Below are 25180 nucleotides of genomic sequence, written 5' to 3' on the forward strand. Positions count from 1 at the left end.
GATTATCCGCCCACGCGGCGCCTCGGCGGGTCAGCCCTTGAGGCGCCGGATCTCCGCGACGGCCTGCGGGAGGACGGTGAACAGGTCGCCGACGACGCCGAAGTCCGCGATCTCGAAGATCGGGGCGTCGGGGTCCGAGTTCACGGCGACGATCGTGCCGGACGCCTGCATGCCGCCCCGGTGGTGCACCGCGCCGGAGACGCCGACGCCGATGTAGAGGCGCGGCGCGATGGTGACGCCGGTCTGCCCGATCTGCGCGTCGTGGCCGATCCAGCCCTCGTCCGTGGCCACGCGCGTGGCGCCCACCGCCCCGCCCAGCACGTCCGCCAGCTCCTCCACCACGGAGAAGTCCCCCTCGGTCCCGCGGCCGCCGGCGACGACGATGCTGGCGCTGCCGAGGTCGGGCCGGCCGCTCGCGGGCCGCTCCGTGCGCTCGACCAGCGTCACGCGCCGGGCCTTGTCGCTCACCTCGACGACGTGCTCGCCGACCTGCGGAGTCACCCCGTCCACGGTCGTCGCCTGCACGGAGTTCGGCTTGACCGTGACGACGGCCAGCGGTGCGGTGATCGCGCAGGCCGTGGTCCAGGTGCCCGCGAACACGGTCTTCGAGGCGACGTACCGGCCGTCGACGAGCGCGAGCCCGTCGGCGTCCGTGACGACGCCCGCGCCGGTGCTCACCGCGAGGCGCGCGGCGACCTCCTTGTTCTCGAACGACGACACCGTCAGCAGCAGGCCCGCGCCCGTGGCGTCGAGGAGCGATGCGAGCGCCTCCGCGAGCACGGCCGACAGGTGCAGGTCGGCGTCCGCGACGACGCGGTGCACGTGGGTGGCGCCCAGCGCCGCGAGCTCGGCGACGACCTCGGCCGACGGTTCGACGCCGTCCACGGCCCACGCGGCGTGCACGCCGGCGGGGCCCGCGAGCTCGCGCGCGAGCGTGAGGAGCTCGCGCACGGGGGCGCGGACGACGCCGGCCTCGGTGTGGTCGACGAGGACGAGGACGGGTGCGGTCACGGCGGCGATCCTTCGTTCGGGAGTCAGACGAGCTGGTTGTCGACGAGGTAGGCGGCGAGCCGCACGCCGGCGTCCCCCGTGTCCTGCACCAGCACCCGGTCCTCGCGGGGCGGGCGCGCGGCCGCCTCGAGCACCTCGGTGCGGGCGCCCACGGCACCCACGCGGGAGGCGTCGACCTCGAGGTCGGCCAGCGTCAGGGTGGTGATCGGCTTCTTGCGGGCCGCCATGATGCCCTTGAAGTTGGGGTAGCGCGGCTCGTTCGCCTGGTCCGTCACGGACACCAGCGCCGGGAGCGTGGCCTCGAGCACCTCCGAGGCGTGGTCGAGGTTGCGACGCACCCGCACCGTGCTGCCGTCGACCGTGAGCTCGGCGGCGAGCGGCAGCGCAGGCAGGTCGAGCAGCTCCGCGAGCGCGGTGGGCAGCAGCGAGGTGAGGCCGTCCAGGCCGGCCATGCCCGTGATGACCAGGTCCACCGGCGCCTGGGCGTCGAGGTACCGGATCGCGGCGGCCAGGACCCGGGCGGTGCCGACGACGTCCGAGCCGGCGACGGCGTCGTCGACGACGTGCACCGCTTCCTCGGCGCCCAGCTGCAGCCCGCGGCGCACGGCGTCCGCGGCGTCGTCGGGACCCACGGTCAGGGCAACCACGGACCCCTCGTGCGCCTCGACCAGGGCGAGCGCGGCCTCGAGGGCGTTCTCGTCCAGCTCGTTGATCGTGCCGTCCCCGCCGTCGCGGACCACGCGACCGTCGGGGCCCAGGGCCCGCTCGGACTGGATGTCAGGGACATGCTTCACGCAGACGACGATCCTCACCCGCGGAACGTTACCGCCCGCTCCGGACGCCGCGGGCACCCGTCCCACCGACGGAGGACCACAGGGCGTCGGAGGACCGGCCGGGGTGCCGCCACCCGACACGTGTGGGCTTGCGTCCCCCACAATGTCCGGGTGACCCCGCCCTCCCCGCGCCGCCGCGCGCCCCGCCTCGGTGTGCACGTCACCGACGAGGGCGTCGACGTCGCCGTCTTCGCGGCGCACGCGACCGGCGTCGATCTCTGCCTCTTCGACGGGACGGACGAGCGCCGGATCCGGCTGGACGGGCCCGTGCACGGCGTGTTCAGCGCGTCCGTGCCGGGCGTGCGTGCCGGCCAGCGGTACGGGTTCCGGGCGCACGGCCCGTGGGAGCCCGCGGCGGGTCACCGGTACAACCCCGCCAAGCTGCTGGTCGACCCCTACGCGCGCGGGCTGGACGGCGTCGTCGCGCACACGCCGCAGACCTACGGCCACCTCGTCGGACCGGACCTGGTGGGCGACCCCTACGGCCCGGCCGACCCCCGCGACTCCGCGGGCCACGTCCCCTACTCGGTCGTCGTCGACACCCGGGACCTGCCGGGGCCCGACCCGGCGAGCAACCGCCCGTGGACGCCGTGGGCGCAGACCGTGGTCTACGAGGCGCACGTCCGGGGCCTGACGCTCCTCGCCGACAAGCTGCCCGAGGAGCTGCGCGGCACCTACGCGGGCCTGGCGCACCCGTTCGTCATCGACCACCTGCTGGGCCTGGGCGTCACGGCTGTCGAGCTGCTCCCGGTGCACGCGTTCGCCGACGAGCCGCACCTCGTCGAGAAGGGCCTGACCAACTATTGGGGCTACAGCACCCTCGGCTTCTTCGCCCCTCACGCCGCGTTCGCCACCGCCGCCGCGCAGGCCGCGGGACCCGCCGCGGTGCTCGCCGAGCTGCGCGGTGCGGTGCACGCCCTGCACGAGGCCGGCCTCGAGGTCCTGCTCGACGTCGTCTACAACCACACGTGCGAGGGCGGGCTGCCCGGGCAGCACCTGTCGTGGCGCGGACTGGACAGCGCGACGTACTACCTGCACGACGGCGGCGCGCCCGCGGCGCTCATCGACGTCACGGGCACCGGCAACACGCTCGACTTCCGCCGCACCGAGGTGGTGCGGCTCACGATGGACTCGCTGCGGTACTGGGCCGAGGTCGTCGGTGTGGACGGCTTCCGGTTCGACCTCGCGGTGACGCTCGGGCGCGACCCGGGCGGCTTCTCCCCCGACCACCCGACGTTCGTCGCCATGGCCACCGAGCCCGCGCTGCACGGCCTCAAGCTCGTCGCCGAGCCGTGGGACGTCGGCCCCGGGGGCTGGCGCACCGGCCAGTTCCCGATCCCGTTCGCCGAGTGGAACGACCGGTTCCGCAACGCCGCCCGGTCGTTCTGGCTGGCCGACCCCGGCCGCGCGGCGCACGGTCTGCCCGGGCACCGCGTGCGCGACCTCGCGACGCGGCTGTCCGGCTCCGTCGACCTCTTCGGTCACAGCGACCCCCCTCTGACCCGCGGCCCGGTCGCGTCCGCCAACTACATCACCGCGCACGACGGGTTCACGCTCGCGGACCTCGTGGCGTACGAGCACAAGCACAACGCGGCGAACGGCGAGCAGAACCGCGACGGCTCCGACGACAACCGCTCGTGGAACCACGGGATCGAGGGGCCGGTCGAGCACGACTCCCCGGCGGTCGACATCGTGCCCCTGCGCCGGCGCTCGATCCGCAACCTGTTCGCCACCCTGGTGCTCGCCGCGGGCACGCCGATGATCACCGCGGGCGACGAGCTGGGCCGGTCGCAGGGCGGCAACAACAACGCGTACTGCCAGGACAACGAGATCTCGTGGATGCGCTGGGACCTGTCGCCGTGGCGCAGGGACCTGCTGGCGACGGCCCGCTGGCTGCTCCTGCTGCGCCGCGAGCACCCCGCCCTGCGCACGGAACGGTTCTACTCGGGCCGGCCGTACGTGCCCGGCAAGCGCCCGGACCTCGCGTGGTTCGACGCCCTCGGGCTGCCGTTCGACCACGACCGGTGGCACGACCCGTCCATCCGCACGATCCAGATGGTCCGCACCGCGCCGCCGCCCGAGCAGGACACCGTGCTGCTCGTCATCAACGGCTCGCTCGACGCGGTGCACCTGATCCTGGCCGACGACCACGGCGGCCGGTGGCGCCTCGCGTGGGACTCCGTCTGGGAGAGCCCCGCGGAGGAGCGCGCCGCGGCCATCGAGGGCGGCCTGCACGCGGAGCCCGGCGAGGCCACCGTGGTCGAGGCGCTGAGCATGCGGGTCTACGTGCTGGCCTGAGCGTTCCGGCTCGGCCGCACCATCGCCGTCGGCCCCGGCTCGTCGAAGCCGTAGTCGCGGTACAGGCCGTGGGCGTCGCGGGTGAACAGGGTCCAGCGGAACGCCGCGCCAGGACCCTCGTCGATCATCGCCGTCAGGAGCCGCCGGCCGAGGCCGTCCCCGCGGTGGGTGGCGTCGATGATCACGTCGGCCAGGTAGGCGAAGTCGACGCCGTCCGAGACCGCGCGCGCGAACCCGACCTGCTCGCCCGTGCCCTCGACGTAGATGCCGACCACCCGCCACGCGCTGTCGATCTGCCGCTCGACGTCGTCGCGGCTGCGCCACCGGCCCCAGTACGCCTCGGTCGAGAGCAGGCGCCAGACGGCGTCGCGGTCGAGACGTTCTCGGGCATCGCTGAGCACATAGGTCACGACACGGATCGTAGAGTTCTGGACAAGCGTCCAGACGCGTACCGTACGGGGCATGACGCACTCCGATGTCGTGGTCGTCGGCGCGGGCCTGGCCGGCCTGGTCGCCACCGCCGAGCTGGTCGCCGCCGGTCGCCGGGTCACGCTGCTCGACGCCGAGCCCGCCGCGAGCCTGGGCGGCCAGGCCTTCTGGTCGTTCGGCGGCCTGTTCCTCGTCGACTCCCCCGAGCAGCGGCGCCTGGGCGTCAAGGACTCCGCGGAGCTCGCGCTCGCCGACTGGATGGGGTCTGCCGACTTCTCCACCGACGGCTCCGACCGCTGGGGCCGCGCGTGGGCCGAGGGGTTCGTCGACTTCGCCGCAGGCGACCTGCGGCCGTGGCTCTACGCCAAGGGCGTCCGCTGGTTCCCCCTCGTGCAGTGGGCCGAGCGAGGGGGCTACCTGGCCGAGGGCCACGGCAACTCCGTCCCGCGGTTCCACGTCACGTGGGGCACCGGTCCCGGGATCCTCGAGCCGTTCGTCCGCGCGCTGCTCGACGCGCGTCGCGACGGGCTGGTCGACGTGCGGTTCCGGCACCGCGTGACCGACCTGGTGACCACGGACGGCCGCGTGACGGGCGTCCGCGGCGACGTGCTGGTCCCGGACGCCGCGGAGCGGGCCGTGCCGAGCTCCCGCGCGGTGAAGGAACCGTTTGAGATCTCGGCGGCGGCGGTCGTCGTCGCCACCGGCGGCATCGGCGCGAACCACGACCTCGTCCGCAGCACGTGGCCCGCGAGCGCGGGCCGGCTCCCCCAGCGCATGCTGTCGGGGGTCCCCGACCACGTCGACGGCTCCGGCATCGCCGCCGCGAAGGCGTCGGGGGCGGCCGTCGTGCACGAGGACCGCATGTGGCACTACCCCGAGGGCATCACCAACCACTCGCCCGTGTGGTCGCAGCACGGCATCCGGATCCTGCCGGGGCCCAGCAGCCTGTGGCTCGACGCCGACGGGAACCGCCTCCCGGTCCCGCTGTTCCCCGGGTTCGACTCCCTCGGCGCGCTGCAGCACATCACCTCGCGCGGCGACGACCACTCGTGGTTCGTGCTCGACAAGACGATCCTCGGCCAGGAGTTCGCGCTGTCCGGGTCCGAGCAGAACCCGGACCTCACCGGCAAGGACATGAAGCTCCTGCTCGAGCGCGTGAAGCCCGGCGCGGTCGGGCCGGTCGAGGCGTTCGCGGAGAAGTCCGACGAGTTCCTCTGGGCCGACACGGCCGCCGAGCTGGCCGCGAAGATGAACGCCCTGTCCGGGTCCGACCGCATCGACGCCGACGCCCTGGAGCGGACGATCGTCGCGCGCGACCGGCAGGTGGAGACCGGCCTCGGCAAGGACCTGCAGGTGGTGGCCACCGCGATGGCGCGTCGGTACATCGTCGACAAGCTCATCCGCGTGGCCAAGCCGCACCGCCTGCTCGACCCCGAGCACGGCCCCCTTCTGGCCGTGCGGCTCTCCGTGCTCACGCGCAAGACCCTCGGCGGGCTGCACACCGACCTGGAGGGTCGCGTGCTGCGGCCCGACGGCTCCGTGCTGCCGGGCCTGTGGGCGGTCGGCGAGGCGTCCGGGTTCGGCGGCGGCGGCGTGCACGGCCACCGCGCGCTGGAGGGCACGTTCCTCGGCGGCTGCCTGTTCACGGGTCGGACGGTCGGCCGCGCTCTGGGCGGCTAGGGGAACCGCCGCGCGGCCGTGGCCGTGCTCACCTCGGGTGAGCGGCGCGCACTGTGCTCACCACCGCCGCGCGGCCGTGACCGTGCTCACCTCGGGTGAGCGGCGCGCTCCGGATGCCCCCGACCTGGACCTACGGATAGGTTCGGGAGCGTGACGACTCCCCCCGCGCCGCTCGGCACCTCCGTCGGCCGCATCCCGATCGTGGACGTCTCCCCCGTCGCCGAGGCCGGGCGGTTCCCGGCCAAGGCCGTGGTCGGTGAAGCCGTACCCGTGCAGGCCACCGTGTTCCGGGAGGGCCACGACGCCGTGGGCGCCACCGCGGTGCTCACGGACCCGTCGGGCGCGGACGTCGCGAGCGCGCGGATGGTCGACATCGCCCCCGGTCTCGACCGGTTCGAGGCACGCCTGGTGCCGACGAGCGTGGGGGACTGGACGTTCCGCGTCGAGGGCTGGTCGGACCCGTACGGCACGTGGGCGCACGACGCGGAGATCAAGGTCGAGGCGGGCGTCGACGTCGAGCTCATGCTCACCGAGGGCGCGCTGCTGCTCGAGCGGGCGGCGGGGCGCACGGGCAAGGAGGCGATGCCTCCGCACGGCGCGCGCGCGCTGCTCGACGCCGTCCAGGCGTTGCGCGACGTCCGGGACACGCCGCAGCAGCGGCTCGCCGCCGGACTGTCGGCGCCGGTGCACGCCGCGCTGGCGGAGACGCCGCTGCGGGACGTCGTGACCCGCTCGACCTCCTACCCGCTCACCGTCGACCGGCCGCTGGCCCTCGCGGGCGCCTGGTACGAGCTGTTCCCTCGCTCGCAGGGCGCCCGGTACGACAAGGACATCGGCGAGTGGGTCTCCGGCACGCTGCGCACCGCGGCGCTGGACCTGCCGCGCATCGCCGGCATGGGCTTCGACGTCGTCTACCTGACCCCCGTGCACCCGATCGGCTCGACGTTCCGCAAGGGCCGCAACAACTCGCTGTACGCGGACCAGGGCGATCCGGGCTCGCCGTACGCGATCGGCTCGCCCGTCGGCGGCCACGACGCCATCGAGCCCACGCTCGGAACGTTCGACGACTTCGACGACTTCGTCGCCGCCTCCCGCGCCCTGGGCATGGAGGTCGCGATCGACATCGCGCTGCAGTGCTCGCCGGACCACCCCTGGGTGACGGCGCACCCCGAGTGGTTCACCACGCGCGCGGACGGGACCATCGCGTACGCGGAGAACCCCCCGAAGAAGTACCAGGACATCTACCCGCTGAACTTCGACAACGACCCCGAAGGGATCTACACGGAGATCCGCCGGGTGCTCCAGGTGTGGATCGACCACGGAGTGACGTTGTTCCGCGTCGACAATCCCCACACCAAGCCGCTCGACTTCTGGGCGCGGCTGCTCGAGTCCGTGCGCGCCGACCACCCCGAGGTCATTTTCCTGTCCGAGGCGTTCACGCGGCCGGCCATGATGCAGACGCTGGCCAAGATCGGGTTCCACCAGTCGTACACGTACTTCACGTGGCGCAACACGAAGGACGAGATCACCGAGTACCTGGCGGAGGTCTCGGGCGAGCAGGGCGCGTGGATGCGACCCGCCTTCTGGCCCACGACGCACGACATCCTGCCGCCGTACCTGCAGGCCACGGGCGTGCGCGGGTTCGCGGTCCGGGCCGTGCTCGCCGCTCTGGGCTCCCCCACCTGGGGCATCTACTCGGGCTACGAGCTGGTCGAGGACGTGCCGCGGCCGGGCGTCGACGAGCAGATCGACAACGAGAAGTACGAGTTCAAGCCCCGCGACTGGGCGAAGGCCGACGCCATCGGCATCAACCTGCTGCTCGGCCGGCTCAACGAGCTCCGGCACACGCACCCCGCGCTGCAGCAGCTGCGGAACCTGCGCGTGCACCCGACGTCGAACGACGCGCTGGTCGCGTTCTCGAAGCACCTGGACGCCGAGCACTCCCCCACGGGCCGGGCCGACACCATCGTCGTCATCGTCAACCTCGACCCGTGGAACTCCCGGGAGGGCTCGGTGCAGCTCGACCTGCACGCGTTCGGGCTGGACACGGGCCGCCCGGTCGTGGCGCACGACATCCTGTCGGAGGAGACCTACGAGTGGGGGTCGTCGGTCTACGTCCGGCTCGACCCGATGATCCGCGCCGCCCACGTGGTCCACCTGGTGGCGCCGTGACGGAGTCGCCGACGACGCAGGGCACCGGGCGCCACGCCCGCGAGCCCGCGCCCACCACCGCGCAGATCGTGCTGCCGGGGCGTCGCAACCCCGCCCTCCCGCACCCCGCCCCGGAGGCCGCCGGCCTGTCGGACGACCCGGAGTGGTACCGCACCGCGGTGTTCTACGAGGTCATGCTGCGCACGTTCTCCGACTCCTCCGGCCAGGGCAGCGGCGACCTGCGCGGCCTCATCGACCGGCTCGACTACCTGCAGTGGCTGGGCATCGACTGCCTGTGGCTGCCGCCGTTCTACCCCAGCCCCCTGCGCGACGGCGGCTACGACGTCGCCGACTACACCGCGATCGCCGGCCAGTACGGCACCATGGCCGACTTCACCGAGCTGATCGAGCAGGTCCACGCCCGCGGCATGCGCATCGTCGTCGACCTGGTGATGAACCACACCAGCGACCAGCACCCGTGGTTCCAGGCGTCGCGCTCCGACCCCGAGGGTCCCTACGGCGACTTCTACGTGTGGAGCGACGACAACACGAAGTACCAGGACGCGCGCATCATCTTCGTCGACACCGAGACGTCCAACTGGACGTTCGACCCCGTCCGCCGGCAGTTCTTCTGGCACCGGTTCTTCGGGCACCAGCCCGACCTCAACTTCGAGAACCCGCGCGTGGTCGAGGCCATGCTCGACGTCGGGCGGTTCTGGCTGGGCATCGGCGTCGACGGCTTCCGGCTCGACGCGGTGCCGTACCTGTTCGAGGCCGAGGGCACCAACTGCGAGAACCTGCCCGAGACGCACGCGTTCCTGCGCAAGGTCCGCGCGATGATCGACGAGGAGTTCCCGGGCCGGATCATGCTGGCCGAGGCCAACCAGTGGCCCGAGGACGTCGTGCACTACTTCGGCACCGAGGAGGAGCCGGAGTGCCACATGTGCTTCCACTTCCCCGTGATGCCGCGGATCTACTACTCGATCCGGGACCAGCGGGCCACGCAGATCATCGACATCCTGGCCGACACGCCGCCCATCCCGAACAACGGCGCCCAGTGGAGCACGTTCCTGCGCAACCACGACGAGCTCACGCTCGAGATGGTCTCCACCGAGGAGCGCGCGTCGATGTACGGGTGGTACGCACCCGACTCGCGGATGCGCGCGAACGTCGGGATCCGGCGTCGGCTGGCGCCGCTGCTGGACAACTCGCGCAAGGAGATCGAGCTCGCGCACGCCCTCCTCCTGTCGCTGCCCGGCAGCCCGTGCCTGTACTACGGCGACGAGATCGGCATGGGCGACAACATCTGGCTGCCCGACCGCGACGCCGTCCGCACCCCGATGCAGTGGACGCCCGACCGGAACGCGGGCTTCTCCACCGCCGACCCGGGCAAGCTCTACCTCCCGCTCGTCCAGTCGCTGGTGCACCACTACAGCCACACCAACGTGGAGGCCCAGCTGGCCCAGCCGACGTCCCTGCTGCACTGGGTGCACGGCATGCTCAGCGTGCGCCGCCAGCACCCGGCCCTGGGCGCCGGCGAGTTCGAGGTCCTGCCGTGCGACAACGACTCGGTGCTGGCGTTCTGCCGGCACACGGCGGACGAGACGATCCTCGTGGTGGCCAACATGGCCTCGACCGCGCGCGCGGCCACCGTGCAGCTGCCCGACCGGGCCGGCTGGACGGCGCGCGACGTGTTCGGCGGCGCTCCGTTCGCGTCGATCAGGGCGGACGGGTCCGCGTCGTTCACGCTCGGGTCGCGCGACTTCTACTGGCTGGAGCTGACCCGCCCGTGAGCCTGACCGCCCGCACCTCGCCGGACGACGCGCGCCTGCTCGACGTCGTGCGGGACTGGCTGCCGACGAAGCGCTGGTTCCCGGCCAAGGGCCAGGCGACCGAGCTGTCGGTGGTGGCGTCGCTCGAGCTGCCGGGTGCCGACGAGGTGCGCATCCTGCTGGTCCGCGCCCGCGCGGGCTCGATCGACGCGGTGCTGCAGGTGCCGCTGGTGCTGACGGAGGACGCCGACGCCCAGGACGAGATCGGCCTGCTCGACGGCCGCAGCGTCGTCGACGGTGCGGGCCACCCGGCGTTCCTGCGGGCGTGGCTCGCCGCCGCCGAGGGGTCGGGCGCGGACGTCGACGTGTCCGCGGCCCGGGTGATCTCCGGCGAGCAGTCCAACACCTCCGTGGTCCTGCCGGGCGCCAGACCGGGCATCCTCAAGGTCCTGCGAGCGATCGCGCCGGGCGAGAACCCGGACGTCGACGTCCCCCGGCACCTGGTCGACGTCGGCTGGCAGCACGTCCCCGCGCCGCTCGCGTGGCTGCAGGCCGAGTGGCCGGGCCACGACGGCGAGCCCGTGACCGGCTACCTCGGCGTGCTCGCGGCGTTCGTCGACGCCGCCGAGGACGGCTTCGAGCTCGCGTGCGCGTACGCGGGCCGGGGCGAGTCGTTCGCTCCCCTGGCGGCGCAGCTGGGCGCGATCACCACGACGATGCACGACGCCCTCGTCGAGGCGTACGGCGTGGAGGTGGTCGACCAGGGACCCGAGGAGGTCGCCCGCGCGGTCGCCGCCCGGTTCTCGTGGGCGCTCTCCGCGGTCCCGGCGCTCACGCGCTTCGCCGACGGCGTCGCCGCGGTGGTCGCCGAGGTGCGCTCCCTGGCGTCGGCTCCCCCGCGGCAGCGCGTGCACGGCGACCTGCACCTCGGCCAGGTGCTCCGCTCGCACGACACCTGGTTCATCATGGACTTCGAGGGCGAGCCGCTGGCCCCCCTCGCACAGCGGACCCGGCCCGACCTGGCGCTGCGCGACGTGGCGGGGCTGCTGCGCTCGATCGACTACGCGGCGGCCGTCGGCGGCCTCACGGGTGCCGACGCCGTGGCCTGGACGAACGCCGCGCGCGACGGTCTGCTCGCCGGGTACGGCGCGACGTCGGACCGCACGGCCGCGACCCTGCTGCGCGCGCTCGAGCTCGACAAGACGCTCTACGAGGCCGTCTACGAGTCGCGCAACCGGCCGTCGTGGCTGCCGATCCCGCTGGCCGGCCTGGAGCGTGTGACGGGCTGATCAGGGGCCGGCGGCTCAGGCTCCCGCGGTGACCTCGAGCGTCAGCTCCAGCGGCATCCGCACGCCCGCCTGGCGCGGGGCGAGCTCGCTCTGCAGCACCAGCGCCGCCGCGCCCACGGCCGCGGCCTCGGGCGCGTTGGACGAGATGGTGACCCGCACGGCGTGGCTGCCGCGCGCGAAGAACGACTGGCCCAGGCGGCGCTCGATCTCGGGCAGGTACAGGGATCCTGCCAGCGCGAACGCGGGCCCGGTGAGGATCACGAGCTCGAGGTCGAGCACGTTGGCCAGCGTCTGCGCGGCGACCCCGAGGTACCGGGCGGACCGCTGCAGCAGCTGCATGGGCAGCTCCTCGCCGCGGCTGGCGGCGCGGGCGAGCGACCCGAAGTTCTCCGCGACGTTGCGGCCGGCCAGCTCGAGGCCCGCGTCGCGGGCGGCGGCGACGACGGCCGCGGGGCCGGCCAGCGCCTCGACGCACCCGACGCTGCCGCACCAGCACGGCGGCCCGTCGAGGTCGACGCAGATGTGCCCGACCTCCCCGGCGTTCGAGCTGGACCCGCGGTAGACCGTGCCGTCGACGATGATCCCGGCGCCGATGCCCGTGCCCATGTAGAGCGCCGCGAACGCGGAGCCGGTCGCGATCCCGCCGGACCAGTACTCCCCGATGGCCGCCGCGGTCGCGTCGTTGTCCAGCAGGACGGGCAGCCCGATGGCGTCCTCGAGGGCGTCGGCCAGCGGGAACTCCGCCCACGCCTGCATCACGGGCGGCGTGAGGGTCATGCCGGTGGACGTGGAGATCGGCCCGGGCGAGACCACGCCGAGGCCGAGGATCCGGGTGGGGTCGACGCCCACCCGCGTGATGGTCGTGCGGATCTCGGCCGCCATGCGGGCGACCACCTCGCGGGGGTCGTCGGACCCCGCACCGGGCCGCCGCCACCGGGCGACGATCGCACCGCCCAGGTTCGCGATGACGTACGTGATCCCGGCGTGGTCCAGGTGCACGCCGATGGCGTAGCGCGCCGATGGGTCGAGCTGCAGGAGCATACGGGGCTTGCCGCCCGTGGACTCGGCGCGGCCGACCTCGAGCACCAGGCCGTCGTCGATGAGCCGGCGCACGACCGTGGAGATGGTGGCGGCGGTCAGCCCGGTCGCGCGCGTGAGCTCGACGCGGCTGATCGTGCCGGCGGCCCGGATGAGGTCGAGGATCGCCGACCTGCTGCTGGCGTGCGCGGCGCCGAGACCCGGCTGCGAGCCGCTCACTGGTCCTCCTCCGTGGGGTGACCCCCTCGTCGCACACCATAACGATCCGGGATCGAGAGCCCATCCCCTCGACACGCCCGTTGACTTACTTTGTTCACTTGCCTAAGAATGCCACACGGGAGCACGGCCGCTCGATCCTGGGTTGCCCTGCCTCATCAGACCCCGGCCGGCACGCGGAGGTGCCGGCACGACGAGAGGATCAACGATGTTCCCTCAGAAGCGCCGGACCCGCCTGTGGGCGGTCGCGGCAGCCAGCACCGTGCTCGCCCTGACGGCCGCATGCTCGGGCAGCGGCGGCAGCAGCGACGACGCCACCGACGACGGCGCACCGTCCGGTGACATCACGTTCCTGACGTGGCGTACCGACCTCATCGAGGACGGCACGATGGACGAGTACAAGGCCAAGTTCGAAGAGGCGTACCCCGACGTCACCGTCGAGTTCGAAGGCATCACGGACTACGAGGGCGAGGTCAAGACCCGCATGAACACCGACGAGTACGGGGACGTCCTCGGCATCGTCGGCACGGTGACCCCGGGGCAGTTCGCGGACTTCTTCGAGCCGCTGGGCACGTACGACGACCTGTCCAAGGACTACCGCTTCATCCAGGACAAGACGTTCGAGGGCACCACCTACGGCATCCCGGTCGTCGGCAACACCCAGGGCATCGTCTACAACAAGACGATCTGGGAGGGCGCGGGCATCACCGACCCGCCCACCAGCTCCGAGGAGTTCCTCGACGACCTCAAGGCGATCAAGGCGAAGTACCCCGACACCGTCCCCCTGTACACCAACTACAAGGACGGCTGGCCGCTCACCCAGTGGGAGGGCCAGCGCGGCGGCATCTCCGGCGACGCGGACGCGGCCAACCACCTCACCGAGATCGACGCCCCGTGGGCCGAGGGTGAGGAGCACAACGTCATCGACTCCCTGCTGTGGGACGTCGTCGCGGACGGCTACACCGAGGCCGACCCGACGACCACCAACTGGGAGGAGTCGAAGAACATGATCGCCAAGGGCGACGTGTCCGCGATGGTCCTGGGCTCCTGGGCGATCGTGCAGATGCAGCAGGCCGCGGAGGCCGCCGGCAACGGCGCCGACACCATCGGCTACCTGCCCTTCCCCCACCAGGTCGACGGCAAGTTCGTGGCACCGGTCGGCGGCGACTACAACCTCGCCATCAACGTGCACTCCAAGCACAAGGCCGCGGCGCGCGCGTGGATCGACTGGTTCAACCACGAGTCGGGCTATGCCGAGTCGCAGGGCGGCCTCTCGCCGCTGAAGGGCAGCGAGGACCCGGCCAACCTGGCGGACTTCACCGCCATCGGCGTGGAGTACCTCGAGCTCAACCCCGCCCCGGCGGGCAAGGAGTCGCTGCTGTCGGACATCGACAACGGCTCCGAGATCGGACTGTCCCAGCCCGACTACCGCAAGCGGATCGTCGACGCCGCGCGTGGCGCCTCGGGTGAGACCAAGCAGGCGATCTTCGACGACCTCAACGCCAAGTGGAAGGCCTCGCGCGAGGCGAACGGCGGCTGATCCGGATCGTGCGCGGGTCCCCGAGCGCCCCGGAACAGGCCCGGGGGCCCGCGCACACCATCGGCACAGCTACCGCAGCAGACGGGCAGGAGATTGTCGTATGACGGGTGTGAGCGGCGTGACTCGGGCGATGCGAGCGCGAACTGTCCGCAAGGAGGTGTCCGAGACTGACGTCGGCCGCAGGACGCGCTCCGGCTGGGGCTGGCGCGGGACGCCGTACGTCTTCATCGCGGCGCCGGTGATCGTGCTGCTCGTGTTCACGTACATCCCGGTCGCGAACATGTTCTGGTACTCGCTCACGTCGTGGGACGGCCTGGACAAGACCAAGGAGTTCATCGGCCTCGACAACTACGTGGAGGTGTTCACGCGGCCGGACATCTTCCACGTGTTCTACGTGAGCCTCTACTACATGGCTGCCTCGGTCGTGCAGATCGGGCTCGCGCTCTACTTCGCGACGATCCTCAGCTTCAGCACCCGGTTCCGGAACCTGTTCAAGGGGATCATCTTCTTCCCCTTCCTCATCAACGGCGTCGCCATCGCGCTGATCTTCGTGTACTTCTTCCAGCCGGACGGCACGCTCGACTCGATCATCCGGCTGTTCAACCCGGACGCGGTGACGCCGCAGTGGCTGGGCAACCCCGACGTCGTGAACTTGTCGCTCGCCGGCACCTCGATCTGGCGGTACATGGGCCTGAACTTCGTGCTCTTCCTCGGCGCCATCCAGTCGATCCCGGGGCAGCTGTACGAGGCCGCCGAGCTCGACGGCGCGAACCGCTGGCACCAGTTCCGGTACATCATCGCCCCCGGGATCAAGCCGATCATCGGGCTCTCGTTCATCCTCGCGATCTCGGGCAGCCTCGCGGTCTTCGAGATCCCGTTCATCATGACCGGCGGCGCCAACGGCTCGGAGACGTTCGTCATCAAGACGGTGAACCTCGCGTTCAAGTTCTCGAAGGTAGGCCTGGCCTCCGCGATGGCGGTCGTCCTGCTGCTCATCGTCCTGATCGTCACTGCGATCCAGAGAAAGCTCGTACCCGAGGAGAAGGTGAACCTGACGTGACGTACGCGGCCAAGACCTTCAAGTACGTCACGCTGGTGCTGGCCAGCCTGATCACGATCCTGCCGATCCTCGTGATCGTGCTGGGCTCGTTCAAGACGGAGCAGGAGTTCTACTCGACGGGTCCGATCGACCTGCCGGCGAGCTTCACCTACGTGCAGAACTACGTCACGGCCTTCACCAAGGGCCAGATGCTCCAGGGGTTCGTCAACACGACGATCATCCTGGTCGTCTCCCTGGCGGGGACCATCCTCATCGGGACCATGACGGCCTACGCCATCGACCGGTTCGAGTTCCGGTTCAAGAAGACGATCATCGCCCTGTTCCTGCTCGCGACGCTGGTGCCCGGCGTGACCACCCAGGTGGCGACGTTCCAGGTGGTCAACGCGCTCGGGCTGTTCAACACCCGGTGGGCGGCGATCGTCCTGTTCATGGGCACGGACATCGTCTCGATCTACATCTTCGTGCAGTTCATGCGTGGCATCCCCAAGGAGCTCGACGAGGCGGCGACCCTGGACGGGGCCAACCACTTCGCCATCTACCGGCGCGTGATCCTGCCGCTGCTCAAGCCCGCCATCGCCACCGTGGTGATCATCAAGGGAATCGCGATCTACAACGAGTTCTACATCCCCTACCTCTACATGCCCGGCCGAGATCTCGGGGTCATCTCCACGTCGTTGTTCCGGTTCAAGGGACCGTTCGGTGCGCACTGGGAGGTCATCGCGGCCGGTGTCGTGATCGTCATCATCCCGACGCTGATCCTGTTCGTGATCCTCCAGCGCTACATCTACAACGGCTTCACCTCGGGCGCGACGAAGTAGGCGGTGACGGGGAGCGGCCGCACGGGCCGCTCCCCGTCACGCCCGCGTCGCCCGCACCAGAGCGATGTGCTCGGGCAGCTGCAGGGGCGCCTCGAGGCCCACGCCGGACAGCAGCCGGCCCGGCAGCCGCACGCCGTCGGGGGCCCACCACGCCGGCGCGTGGTCGACGCGGTCGCCCGGCGCCTGGGGGCGCACGTCGTAGAGCGCGTCGGGGTCGAGCCCGGGCAGCGTGACCCGCGGCAGCGCGGTGGCCGTCGACCGGCCCGTGAGCGCGACGGCGTACAACGCGTCCCCGCGGTCCTGCGCGACCACCCCGTGCACGGCCACGACCGGGTCCGGGACGTCGGCGTGCACGGAGGTCCCGCCGTGCAGCAGCGGCCGCACGTCCTTGTAGAGCGCGATCCACGCGGCGAGCTCGGCCAGCTGCGCGTCGTCGGCCTCCTGCAGGTCCCACTCGATCCCGAGATGCCCGAACAGCGCGGTCGCGGCGCGGAACGACAGGTCGTGCCGACGACCCGTGCTGTGCGCGGTCCCCGACCCGATGTGCGCACCGACGAGCTCGAGCGGGATCAGCAGGTTGGTCCAGCGCTGGATCTGCTGGCGCTCGAGGGCGTCGATGCAGTCGCTGGCCCACACCCGGTCGGTCCGCTGCAGGATCTCGAGGTCCACGCGCGCGCCACCCGACGAGCACGACTCGATCTCGACGTCCGGGTGCAGGGCCCGCAGCTGGTCGAGCAGCCGGTAGACCGCGACCGTCTGCCCGTGCACCCCGGGCGCTCCCCCGTGCCCGGCGTCGACCAGGTCGCGGTTGTGGTCCCACTTGAGGTACCCGATGGCGTACTCGGTCAGCAGCGCGTCCAGCCGCTCCAGGATGTAGGCGGAGGCCTCCGGGACGGCGAGGTCGAGCACCTGCTGGTGGCGGGCCTCGCGCGGCAGCCGGGACGGCACCCGCAGGATCCAGTCCGGGTGCGCGCGGGCCAGGTCGGAGTCGGCGTTGACCATCTCCGGCTCCACCCAGAGGCCGAACTGCAGCCCGAGGCCCGTGACGTGGTCGACCAGCGGCTGCAGCCCGTCGGGCCACACGTCGGCGGACACGTACCAGTCCCCCAGCGCCCGGGTGTCGTCGCGCCGGTCCCCGAACCAGCCGTCGTCGAGCACGAACCGCTCGGCGCCCACGGCCGCGGCGGCGTCGGCGAGGGCCGTGAGCCTGCCCAGGTCGTGCTGGAAGTAGACGGCCTCCCAGGTGTTGAGCGTGACCGGCCGAGGCGACGACGGATGCTGCGGGCGCGCCCGCATCCACGCGTGGAACCGCCCCGCGAGCGCGTCGAGCCCGACGCCGTAGGACCCGTAGACCCAGGGGCTGGTGTAGGACTCCCCGCGGGCCAGCCGCACCTCGCCAGACCCGAGCAGCTCGCCGCCGCCCAGCAGGCCGTGGTGGTAGTGGCTCCGCTCGGCCAGCGAGCGGTGGTTGCCCGACCAGGCCGTGTGCAGCCCCCAGACCTCGCCGGTGCGGTTGGCGAACCCGGCCGCGCCGGCCACCAGCACGAACGCCGAGTCGTAGCCCGTCCGGCCGCGGCGGTTCTCGCGCAACCGGGTGCCGTGGGTGAACGCCGTGCGCTGCGGGCTGCGCTCGCGCGCCCACCGGCCGGAGAAGTCGAGCAGCTCGGTCGCGACGGCCGGGACCGGCAGGGTCAGCAGCAGCCCGTCGAGCCCGTAGACCTCGTCGGCCTCGTTGGTCAGCGTGGCCCGCTGCCGGACCAGGCCCTGTGCTGTCAGCTCGAGCACGAGCGTGAGCGCCAGCCGCGCGGCGTCGTCGACGGCCTCGACCGTGAGCCGCTGCGTCCCGTCGTCGTCGGCGGCCACGTCGTGCGCCCGCACGGCGAACGCCGTCGAGAAGTCCTGGCCGTCCCGGCTCCCGACGAGGCCCGGCGTCCCGAGGAACCCGGCCGACTCCTGCGGCAGCACGGCGATCTCGACCTCCCCGTCGACCGGGAACCCGTGGGCCACCGGACGCCACGCGAGGCGTGCAGCGCTCAGCGCGGTGTCGTCGAGGTCCCCGAGGTCGCTCCCCCAGTGCAGGACCCGCGGGAGCGTGCCCCCCGTGAGGTCGACGACGACGCTGACGTCCGCCGCGCGCAGGTGGACGAGTCGGTCGGGGGTGGCGCTCTCGCTCACGGCGGGTGTCTCCTGATCCGGTACGGGCTGGCTGGTCGGGCGCGTGACGTGCCCCTGCACGCTACCGGCCGGACGCGTGCCGACCGGCTCATTGACTTACTTTATTCAGTTGTCTAACAATGATCACAGGGTACTTGCCAGATGTTCGGCTCCTTCCCGAGGTGCCGACGCTGCCCGCCGCACGGATGCGGCGGGCACACGCCGGACCCCCGGACCCAGGAGCTCGTCGATGAACACCCAGGACCTGTACGACGGCTGGTCGCTGACCGCCGTCGCCGGCCCCGTCCCGGCCGACCTCGTCGGCCGACGCATCCGCGCGCGGGTCCCCGGCACCAGCCACACGGCGCTGCTCGAGGCCGGGCTGATCCCCGACCCGTACGTCGACCGCCACGAGGAGGACCTCGCGTGGATGCGCCGTACCGACTGGGCCTACGAGCGCGACCTCGTCCTGGACCCCGCGGCACCCGACGAGCGCGTCGACCTGGTGTTCGACGGCATCGACACCGTCGCCACCCTGACGCTCGACGACACCGAGATCAGCCGCACCGCGAACCAGCACCGCTCCTACCGGTTCGACGTCCGCGACCTGGTCCGCCCCACCACGCAGCGGCTGCGCGTCCTGCTCTCGTCCGCTCTCGTGCACGCCGAGGCCGAGGCCGCGCGCCTGGGTCCGCGCCCGCTCGCCTACGACCAGCCGTTCAACATGGTCCGCAAGATGGCCTGCTCGTTCGGCTGGGACTGGGGACCGGACCTGCAGACGGCCGGCCTGTGGCGGCCGGTCCGCGTCGAGCGCTGGTCGGTCGCCCGCCTCGCCGCCGTCCGCCCGCTCGTCACCGTCGACCCCTCGGGCACCGGCCAGCTCGCCGTGCACGTCGACCTCGAGCGCTCGGGCCTGCCGGGCGGCGACGTCCCGCTCGTGGTCCGCGCCCACGTGGCCGGCGCCGACGTCTCGGTCGCCGTGCCCGGCACCCAGAGCGCGGCGGTGATCGAGCTCGAGGTCCCGCACGCTCCCCTGTGGTGGCCCGTCGGCCACGGTGCACAGCCGCTGTCCGAGCTCACGGTGCTGGTCACCGCCCCGGACGCCGGCGAGCCCCTGGACACCTGGACCCGCCGCATCGGCTTCCGCACCGTCGAGCTCGACACCAGCACCGACGACGACGGCACCGCCTTCACGTTCCGGATCAACGGCCGCCCGATCTTCGTCAAGGGCGCCAACTGGATCCCCGACGACCACCTGCTCACCCGGATCACCCGCGAGCGCCTGGCGCACCGCCTGGACCAGGCCGTCGACGCCCACCTCAACCTCGTGCGGGTCTGGGGCGGCGGCATCTACGAGTCCGAGGACTTCTACGAGCTCTGCGACGAGCGCGGCCTGCTGGTCTGGCAGGACTTCCTGCTCGCCTGCGCGGCCTACCCCGAGGAGCAGCCGCTCTGGGACGAGCTCGAGGCGGAGGCCCGCGAGCACGTCGCCCGCCTCACCCCGCACCCGTCGCTCGTGCTCTGGAACGGCGGCAACGAGAACCTGTGGGGCTTCCTCGACTGGGGCTGGCAGCAGGAGCTCCAGGGCCGGACCTGGGGCTTCCGGTACGCCACGGAGCTGCTGGCCGGTGTGGTCGCCGAGCTCGACCCCACGCGCCCGTACTCCGCCGGCAGCCCGTACTCCCCCGGCTTCGCGCTCGACGAGGTGCACCCCAACCACCCGGACCATGGCACCCACCACCAGTGGGAGGTCTGGAACCGGGTCGACTACCGCGCCTACGGCGACGAGGTGCCGCGCTTCTGCTCGGAGTTCGGCTTCCAGGGGCCACCCACCTGGGCCACCCTGACGCGTGCGGTGCACGCCGTCGACGGCGGGCCGCTGACCAAGGACGACCCGGCCTTCCTGCTCCACCAGAAGGCCGAGGACGGCAACGGCAAGCTCGACCGCGGCCTCGCACCGCACCTGGGCATCCCCGAGGACTTCGCCGACTGGCACTGGGCCACCCAGCTCAACCAGGCCCGCGCCGTCCGGTTCGCCGTCGAGCACTACCGCTCCTGGTGGCCGCGCACCGCCGGCGCGATCGTCTGGCAGCTCAACGACTGCTGGCCGGTGACCTCGTGGTCGGCGATCGACGGCGACGAGCGCGTGAAGCCCCTGTGGTACGCGCTCCGGGCGGCCTTCGGCCCGCGGCTGCTCACCGTGCAGCCGCGCGAGGGCCGTGAGGTGCTCGCGGTCGTCAACGAGACCCCTGCCATCTGGCAGGGCATCGTGCGCCTCTCGCGCCAGCTCCTCGACGGCACGGTGCTCGCGGAGGAGGACCTCGCGCTCGCCGTCGGCGCCTGGTCCGTCGGGCAGTTCACCGTGCCGACGACGGTCGCCACGCCCACCGACCCCACGCGGGAGGTCCTCGTCGCCCGCCTCGGCGAGCTCCAGACGGTGCACGCCTGGGCCGAGGACGTCGATCTCGCCCTGGACCCCGACCCGCTGCGCGCCGCGGTCACGCCGGTCCGGGACGGCTACCGCGTCGACGTCACCGCGACGTCGCTCGCCCGCGACGTGACCCTGCTCGTGGACCGGCTGGACCCCGACGCCGTGGTCGACACCGCCCTCGTCGACGTCCCGGCCGGCACCACGGTCTCGTTCCACGTGCGGACCCGTGGCGCGTTCGACCCCGCCGGCCTGACCCGCGCCCCGGTGCTCCGCTCCGCCAACGACGTCGTCGTCCCCCGCACCCCGCAACCCCGGGCCCGCGACCTCACCGAGTCCCCGGCCTGATCCGCGCGCACACGGATCGGCGGGCGTGACCTCACCCAGTCGCCCGCCTGATCGCGCGCACGCCGCAGGTACGCTCGCGACCATGACGCAAGGTCTCGACGCGGTCGGCCTGGTACTCGCTCGACCTGCCCGGATGCTCGGCTTCGAGCCCTTCTTCATGGAGCTGATCGGCGGCATCGAGGAGTCCCTGGCCGGCGAGAGCCGCTCCCTGCTCCTGCACGTCGTGCCGGACCACGAGGCGGAGATCCGGACCTACCGACGCTGGGGCGAGGGCAAGCTCGTCGACGCCGTCGTCGTGGTCAACGTGGCCCTCGAGGACGCGCGCCTGGACGTGCTGCGCGAGCTCGGCATCCCGACGGTGGTCGTCGGCGGCCCGCGCCCCGACCTCCCGTTCGCCAACGTCTGGATCGACAACGCGCAGGCGATGCGCACCGCGGTGTCACACCTCGTCGGCCTCGGTCACCGGCAGCTGGCCCGCGTCAGCGGCCCGCGCCACCTCGCGCACACGCAGGCCCGCACCGAGGCGTTCATGGACGAGTGCGCCCGGCTCGGCGCGCAGGGCACGGTGGTCGAGGGCGACTACGGCGAGGAGTCCGGCACGCGCGCCACCCGCGCCCTGCTCGGCCGCGGCGCGCCGCCGTCGGCGATCATCTACGACAACGACGTCATGGCCGTCGCCGGCCTGGGCGTCGCGCACGAGATGGACATCGCCGTGCCCGACCGGCTGTCCCTGCTCGCCTGGGACGACTCGGCGCTCTGCCGACTGTCGCACCCGGCTCTGTCCGCGATGAGCCTCGACGTGCACGCGATGGGCGTCCAGGTGGCCGACTGCGTGCTCAACCTGCTCGCCTCGGGCACGGTCCGCTCGTACACGGCGCCGCTCCCCCGCCTCGTGGCCCGGGGCACGACCACCACCGCGCCGCGCGACGACGGCTGAGATGCAGGTCACCCGGGCGACCGTCCTGCGCCGTGACCCCGCTGGTGGTTGGGTAGGGGCATGAGCCCGGCCGTTCCGTCCCCGGTCCCCGTCGATGTCGACACCCTCCGAACCGTCGCGCACGGAGCGTTCTACGCGCCGCACGACGTCCTCGGCCCCCACGTCGGGGGCAGCGGGCTGACGGTCCGGACGCTGCGACCGCTGGCCGAGTCCGTCGTCGTCGTGACCCGCGACTCTCGCATCCCCGCGCGGCACGAGCAGGACGGCATCTGGGTCGCCGTGCTGCCCGGCACCGAGGTCCCCGACTACCGGATCGAGGTCACGTACGACGGCCACGCCTCCGTCGTCGACGACCCCTACCGCTTCTTGCCCACCGTGCAGGAGCTCGACCGCCACCTCGTCCGCGAGGGCCGGCACGAACAGCTCTGGACGGTGCTCGGCGCCAACGTCCGCACGTACCCCGGCGAGCTCGGCGAGGTGACGGGCACGTCGTTCGCCGTCTGGGCCCCCAACGCCCGCGCCGTGCGCGTGGTCGGCGACTTCAACTACTGGCAGGGCGCCTCCCACGCCATGCGCTCGCTGGGCGACAGCGGCGTCTGGGAGGTCTTCGCCCCGGGCGTCGGCGCGGGTGCGCGCTACAAGTTCGAGGTCCTGGGCAACGACGGGTCCTGGCGTCAGAAGGCCGACCCGCTGGCGCAGGGCACCGAGGTCCCGCCGGCGACGGCCTCCGTCGTGGTCGAGTCCCGCTATCAGTGGTCCGACGACGCCTGGCTGACCGCGCGCAGCGCTCGTGACCCGCACACCGCCCCCATGAGCGTCTACGAGGTGCACCTCGGCTCCTGGCGCGTCGGCCTGTCCTACCGGGACCTCGCGCACCAGCTGACCGAGCACGTCGTCTCCCTCGGCTTCACCCACGTCGAGATGCTCCCCGTCGCCGAGCACCCGTTCGGCGGCTCGTGGGGCTACCAGGTGTCGTCCTACTTCGCGCCGACGTCCCGGTTCGGCCACCCCGACGACTTCCGCTACCTCGTCGACACCCTGCACCGCGCCGGCATCGGCGTCATCGTCGACTGGGTGCCCGCCCACTTCCCCAAGGACGAGTGGTCGCTCGCGCAGTTCGACGGCACGGCCCTGTACGAGCACCCCGACCCGCTGCTCGGCGAGCACCCTGACTGGGGCACGTACGTCTTCAACTTCGGCCGCTCCGAGGTCCGCAACTTCCTCGTCGCCAACGCCACGTACTGGCTCGAGGAGTTCCACGTCGACGGCCTCCGCGTCGACGCCGTCGCCTCGATGCTCTACCTCGACTACTCCCGCAAGCCGGGGCAGTGGCGGCCCAACCAGTACGGCGGCCGCGAGAACCTGGACGCCATCTCGTTCCTGCAGGAGGCCAACGCGACGGCCTACCGCCGCACCCCCGGCATCATGATGATTGCCGAGGAGTCGACGGCCTGGCCGGGCGTCACCGCCCCGACCGACGGCAACGGCCTCGGGTTCGGCCTGAAATGGAACATGGGCTGGATGAACGACACCCTCCGCTACATGGCCGAGGAGCCCGTCCACCGGCGCTACCACCACAACGAGATCACCTTCTCGATGGTCTACGCCTACTCCGAGCGGTTCGTGCTGCCCATCAGCCACGACGAGGTCGTGCACGGCAAGGGCTCGCTCTACGAGCGCATGCCCGGCGACCACTGGCAGAAGCTCGCCGGCGTCCGCCTGCTGCTCGGCTACCAGTGGACGCACCCGGGCAAGCAGCTGCTCTTCATGGGCAGCGAGTTCGCGCAGCAGACCGAGTGGGCGGAGTCCCGCTCGCTCGACTGGCACGCGCTCGACGACCCCGCCCACCAGGGCGTCCTGCGCTCCGTGGCGGACCTCAACCGCGTCTACAAGGACACCCCGGCCCTCTGGCAGCTCGACCACACGCCCGACGGCTTCGAGTGGATCGACTCGGACGACGCCTTCCGCAACACACTCGCGTACCTGCGCAAGGGCTATGACGCCCCGCCGGTCGCCGTCGTCATCAACTTCGCCGGCATCCCCCACGAGGGCTACCGCCTGGCACTCCCCCGCGGCGGCCGCTGGCGCGAGATCTACAACTCCGACTCCGAGGCCTACGGCGGCTCCGGCGTGGGCAACCTGGGCGAGATCGAAGCCCTGCCCGAGCCCCACTACGGCCGCCCGTACTCCGCCTCGATCCGCGTCCCCCCGCTGGGAGTCGTCGTCTTCGAGGCCGGCTGACCGATCCCGTCGTACGCACAGCGAAGGGGAGCCCACCGGGCTCCCCTTCGTCGTCACGCATCCACCACGCTCCGGCGCAGCGGTCCCCGACGACCGGGACGACTACGGTCGACGCCATGTCCAGAGTGCTGGTGACCGGGATGTCGGGCGCGGGAAAGTCGACGCTCCTGCGGGCGCTGCACGACCGCGGGCACCTCACGGTCGACACCGACGACGCGGGCTGGCAGCTGCCCGACGGCACCTGGGACGAGGCGCGCATGACCGCCCTGCTTACCGCCCACCCGGACCTCGTCGTCTCGGGCACGGTGGAGAACCAGGTCCGCTTCTACGACCGCTTCGCCCACGTCGTCCTGCTCAGCGCGCCGCTCCACGTCCTGCTCGAGCGCGTGTCGCAGAGAACGACCAACCCCTACGGGAAGTCGCCGGCCCAACGCGCGGAGATCATCTACTACGTCGACACGGTCGAACCCCTCCTGCGCCGGGGCGCCACGGTCGAGCTGGACAGCCGCGCCCCGGTCGACGAGCTCGCCGCCGCAGTCGAAGCACTCCTCGCGGACCACTGACCGACAACTCACCGGTCGGCGTACGCGGCGATGGCCGTCCGCACGAACAATGCACCGGAAACGGGCTCGCAACGCAGAAGAGCCACCCCCGAAGGAATGGCTCTGACATGCACGGAACGGCCTTTGGAAACAGAAGAAGCCACCCCTGGTTGGGGGGTGGCTTCTTCTGAATGATGTCCGGCGGCGTCCTACTCTCCCACACCCTGGCGAGTGCAGTACCATCGGCGCTGAAGGGCTTAGCTTCCGGGTTCGGAATGGGACCGGGCGTTTCCCCTTCGCTATGACCGCCGTAACGTTGTCGAGTTGTCAAACGGGTTCCCGTTCGTCTCTCGGGAACCGCACAGTGGACGCGTAGCAAATCAATGAATGAGTGG

Annotated in this window: 17 protein-coding genes and 1 rRNA gene; 12 read left to right on the forward strand and 6 right to left on the reverse strand. The window is 72.1% G+C overall.

What is annotated here, in order from left to right; translation table 11 throughout:
* Positions 1 to 30 precede the first annotated feature (30 nt).
* The gene (locus tag AC1DT4_RS01385; RefSeq protein WP_477087968.1) at positions 31 to 1011 is read right to left on the reverse strand and encodes an electron transfer flavoprotein subunit alpha/FixB family protein; all 981 of its coding nucleotides are present in this window, start codon (positions 1009 to 1011) and stop codon (positions 31 to 33) included.
* A 23-nt stretch (positions 1012 to 1034) separates the two neighbouring features.
* Complete coding sequence (locus tag AC1DT4_RS01390; RefSeq protein WP_477087969.1) at positions 1035 to 1823, reverse strand: electron transfer flavoprotein subunit beta/FixA family protein; 789 nt, start codon at positions 1821 to 1823, stop codon at positions 1035 to 1037.
* A 132-nt stretch (positions 1824 to 1955) separates the two neighbouring features.
* Between AC1DT4_RS01390 and glgX the strand changes: the two genes are divergently transcribed.
* On the forward strand, positions 1956 to 4142 hold the full coding sequence (glgX, locus tag AC1DT4_RS01395; RefSeq protein WP_477087970.1) for a glycogen debranching protein GlgX: 2187 nt from the start codon (positions 1956 to 1958) through the stop codon (positions 4140 to 4142).
* Here the strand turns inward: glgX and AC1DT4_RS01400 are convergent.
* On the reverse strand, positions 4127 to 4552 hold the full coding sequence (locus AC1DT4_RS01400; RefSeq protein WP_477087971.1) for a GNAT family N-acetyltransferase: 426 nt from the start codon (positions 4550 to 4552) through the stop codon (positions 4127 to 4129). The two genes, glgX and AC1DT4_RS01400, sit on opposite strands and share 16 nt — an antisense overlap.
* Before the next feature lie 52 nt (positions 4553 to 4604).
* Here AC1DT4_RS01400 and AC1DT4_RS01405 point away from each other — a divergent pair, with 52 nt between their 5' ends.
* From AC1DT4_RS01405 to AC1DT4_RS01420, 4 genes are all read left to right on the forward strand, one after another.
* The gene (locus AC1DT4_RS01405; protein ID WP_477087972.1) at positions 4605 to 6251 is read left to right on the forward strand and encodes an FAD-binding dehydrogenase; all 1647 of its coding nucleotides are present in this window, start codon (positions 4605 to 4607) and stop codon (positions 6249 to 6251) included.
* Between the two features lie 150 nt (positions 6252 to 6401).
* Positions 6402 to 8423 carry an alpha-1,4-glucan--maltose-1-phosphate maltosyltransferase gene (locus AC1DT4_RS01410; protein WP_477087973.1) on the forward strand — a complete coding sequence of 674 codons (2022 nt, stop codon included), beginning with the start codon at positions 6402 to 6404 and terminating at the stop codon, positions 8421 to 8423.
* Entirely contained in the window at positions 8420 to 10195 is a 1776-nt protein-coding gene (gene treS, locus AC1DT4_RS01415) for a maltose alpha-D-glucosyltransferase (protein WP_477087974.1), read from the forward strand. The genes AC1DT4_RS01410 and treS overlap by 4 nt, the downstream gene beginning before the upstream one ends.
* Complete coding sequence (locus tag AC1DT4_RS01420) at positions 10192 to 11463, forward strand: maltokinase N-terminal cap-like domain-containing protein (RefSeq protein ID WP_477087975.1); 1272 nt, start codon at positions 10192 to 10194, stop codon at positions 11461 to 11463. Before treS ends, AC1DT4_RS01420 begins: the two co-directional genes overlap by 4 nt.
* Positions 11464 to 11478: 15 nt before the next feature.
* Here AC1DT4_RS01420 and AC1DT4_RS01425 read toward each other — a convergent pair whose 3' ends face one another.
* On the reverse strand, positions 11479 to 12720 hold the full coding sequence (locus AC1DT4_RS01425) for an ROK family transcriptional regulator (RefSeq protein WP_477087976.1): 1242 nt from the start codon (positions 12718 to 12720) through the stop codon (positions 11479 to 11481).
* Positions 12721 to 12925: 205 nt separating this feature from the next.
* Here AC1DT4_RS01425 and AC1DT4_RS01430 point away from each other — a divergent pair, with 205 nt between their 5' ends.
* The 3 genes from AC1DT4_RS01430 to AC1DT4_RS01440 all read left to right on the forward strand — a co-directional run bounded on the left by AC1DT4_RS01430 (position 12926) and on the right by AC1DT4_RS01440 (position 16135).
* On the forward strand, positions 12926 to 14257 hold the full coding sequence (locus AC1DT4_RS01430) for an ABC transporter substrate-binding protein (RefSeq protein ID WP_477087977.1): 1332 nt from the start codon (positions 12926 to 12928) through the stop codon (positions 14255 to 14257).
* Positions 14258 to 14387: 130 nt separating this feature from the next.
* Entirely contained in the window at positions 14388 to 15317 is a 930-nt protein-coding gene (locus AC1DT4_RS01435) for a carbohydrate ABC transporter permease (protein WP_477087978.1), read from the forward strand.
* On the forward strand, positions 15314 to 16135 hold the full coding sequence (locus AC1DT4_RS01440; protein ID WP_477087979.1) for a carbohydrate ABC transporter permease: 822 nt from the start codon (positions 15314 to 15316) through the stop codon (positions 16133 to 16135). Before AC1DT4_RS01435 ends, AC1DT4_RS01440 begins: the two co-directional genes overlap by 4 nt.
* Before the next feature lie 36 nt (positions 16136 to 16171).
* Here the strand turns inward: AC1DT4_RS01440 and AC1DT4_RS01445 are convergent, their stop codons facing one another.
* Positions 16172 to 18310, reverse strand: a complete 2139-nt coding sequence (locus AC1DT4_RS01445; protein ID WP_477087980.1) for an alpha-galactosidase — start codon at positions 18308 to 18310, stop codon at positions 16172 to 16174.
* A 229-nt stretch (positions 18311 to 18539) separates the two neighbouring features.
* On the opposite strand from AC1DT4_RS01445, the gene AC1DT4_RS01450 reads away from it, so the two are divergent.
* From AC1DT4_RS01450 to AC1DT4_RS01465, 4 genes are all read left to right on the forward strand, one after another.
* Positions 18540 to 21065, forward strand: a complete 2526-nt coding sequence (locus AC1DT4_RS01450; RefSeq protein WP_477087981.1) for a glycoside hydrolase family 2 protein — start codon at positions 18540 to 18542, stop codon at positions 21063 to 21065.
* 82 nt (positions 21066 to 21147) lie between these two features.
* Positions 21148 to 22002: a LacI family DNA-binding transcriptional regulator gene (locus tag AC1DT4_RS01455; RefSeq protein ID WP_477087982.1), complete on the forward strand. Its 855-nt coding sequence runs from the start codon at positions 21148 to 21150 to the stop codon at positions 22000 to 22002.
* A gap of 60 nt (positions 22003 to 22062) precedes the next feature.
* Positions 22063 to 24243 (forward strand): 1,4-alpha-glucan branching protein GlgB, encoded by a 2181-nt coding sequence (glgB, locus tag AC1DT4_RS01460; RefSeq protein WP_477087983.1) that lies wholly within the window; start codon positions 22063 to 22065, stop codon positions 24241 to 24243.
* Positions 24244 to 24359: 116 nt separating this feature from the next.
* Positions 24360 to 24806: an AAA family ATPase gene (locus AC1DT4_RS01465; protein ID WP_477087984.1), complete on the forward strand. Its 447-nt coding sequence runs from the start codon at positions 24360 to 24362 to the stop codon at positions 24804 to 24806.
* Between the two features lie 175 nt (positions 24807 to 24981).
* On the opposite strand, the gene rrf is transcribed toward AC1DT4_RS01465, so the two are convergent.
* Positions 24982 to 25098 (reverse strand): 5S ribosomal RNA (gene rrf / locus AC1DT4_RS01470).
* Between the last annotated feature and the right edge of the window lie 82 nt (positions 25099 to 25180).

This window comes from Cellulomonas sp. P4_D11 (genome assembly GCF_056401915.1).

What these genes read in the sequence shown, in the direction of transcription:
- AC1DT4_RS01405 (WP_477087972.1), top strand. Translation starts at nt 4,605, where the DNA reads ATGACGCACTCCGATGTCGTGGTCGTCGGCGCGGGCCTGGCCGGCCTG.
- AC1DT4_RS01430 (WP_477087977.1), top strand. Translation starts at nt 12,926, where the DNA reads ATGTTCCCTCAGAAGCGCCGGACCCGCCTGTGGGCGGTCGCGGCAGCC.
- AC1DT4_RS01435 (WP_477087978.1), top strand. Translation starts at nt 14,388, where the DNA reads ATGCGAGCGCGAACTGTCCGCAAGGAGGTGTCCGAGACTGACGTCGGC.
- AC1DT4_RS01450 (WP_477087981.1), top strand. Translation starts at nt 18,540, where the DNA reads ATGAACACCCAGGACCTGTACGACGGCTGGTCGCTGACCGCCGTCGCC.
- AC1DT4_RS01455 (WP_477087982.1), top strand. Translation starts at nt 21,148, where the DNA reads ATGACGCAAGGTCTCGACGCGGTCGGCCTGGTACTCGCTCGACCTGCC.
- glgB (WP_477087983.1), top strand. Translation starts at nt 22,063, where the DNA reads ATGAGCCCGGCCGTTCCGTCCCCGGTCCCCGTCGATGTCGACACCCTC.
- AC1DT4_RS01465 (WP_477087984.1), top strand. Translation starts at nt 24,360, where the DNA reads ATGTCCAGAGTGCTGGTGACCGGGATGTCGGGCGCGGGAAAGTCGACG.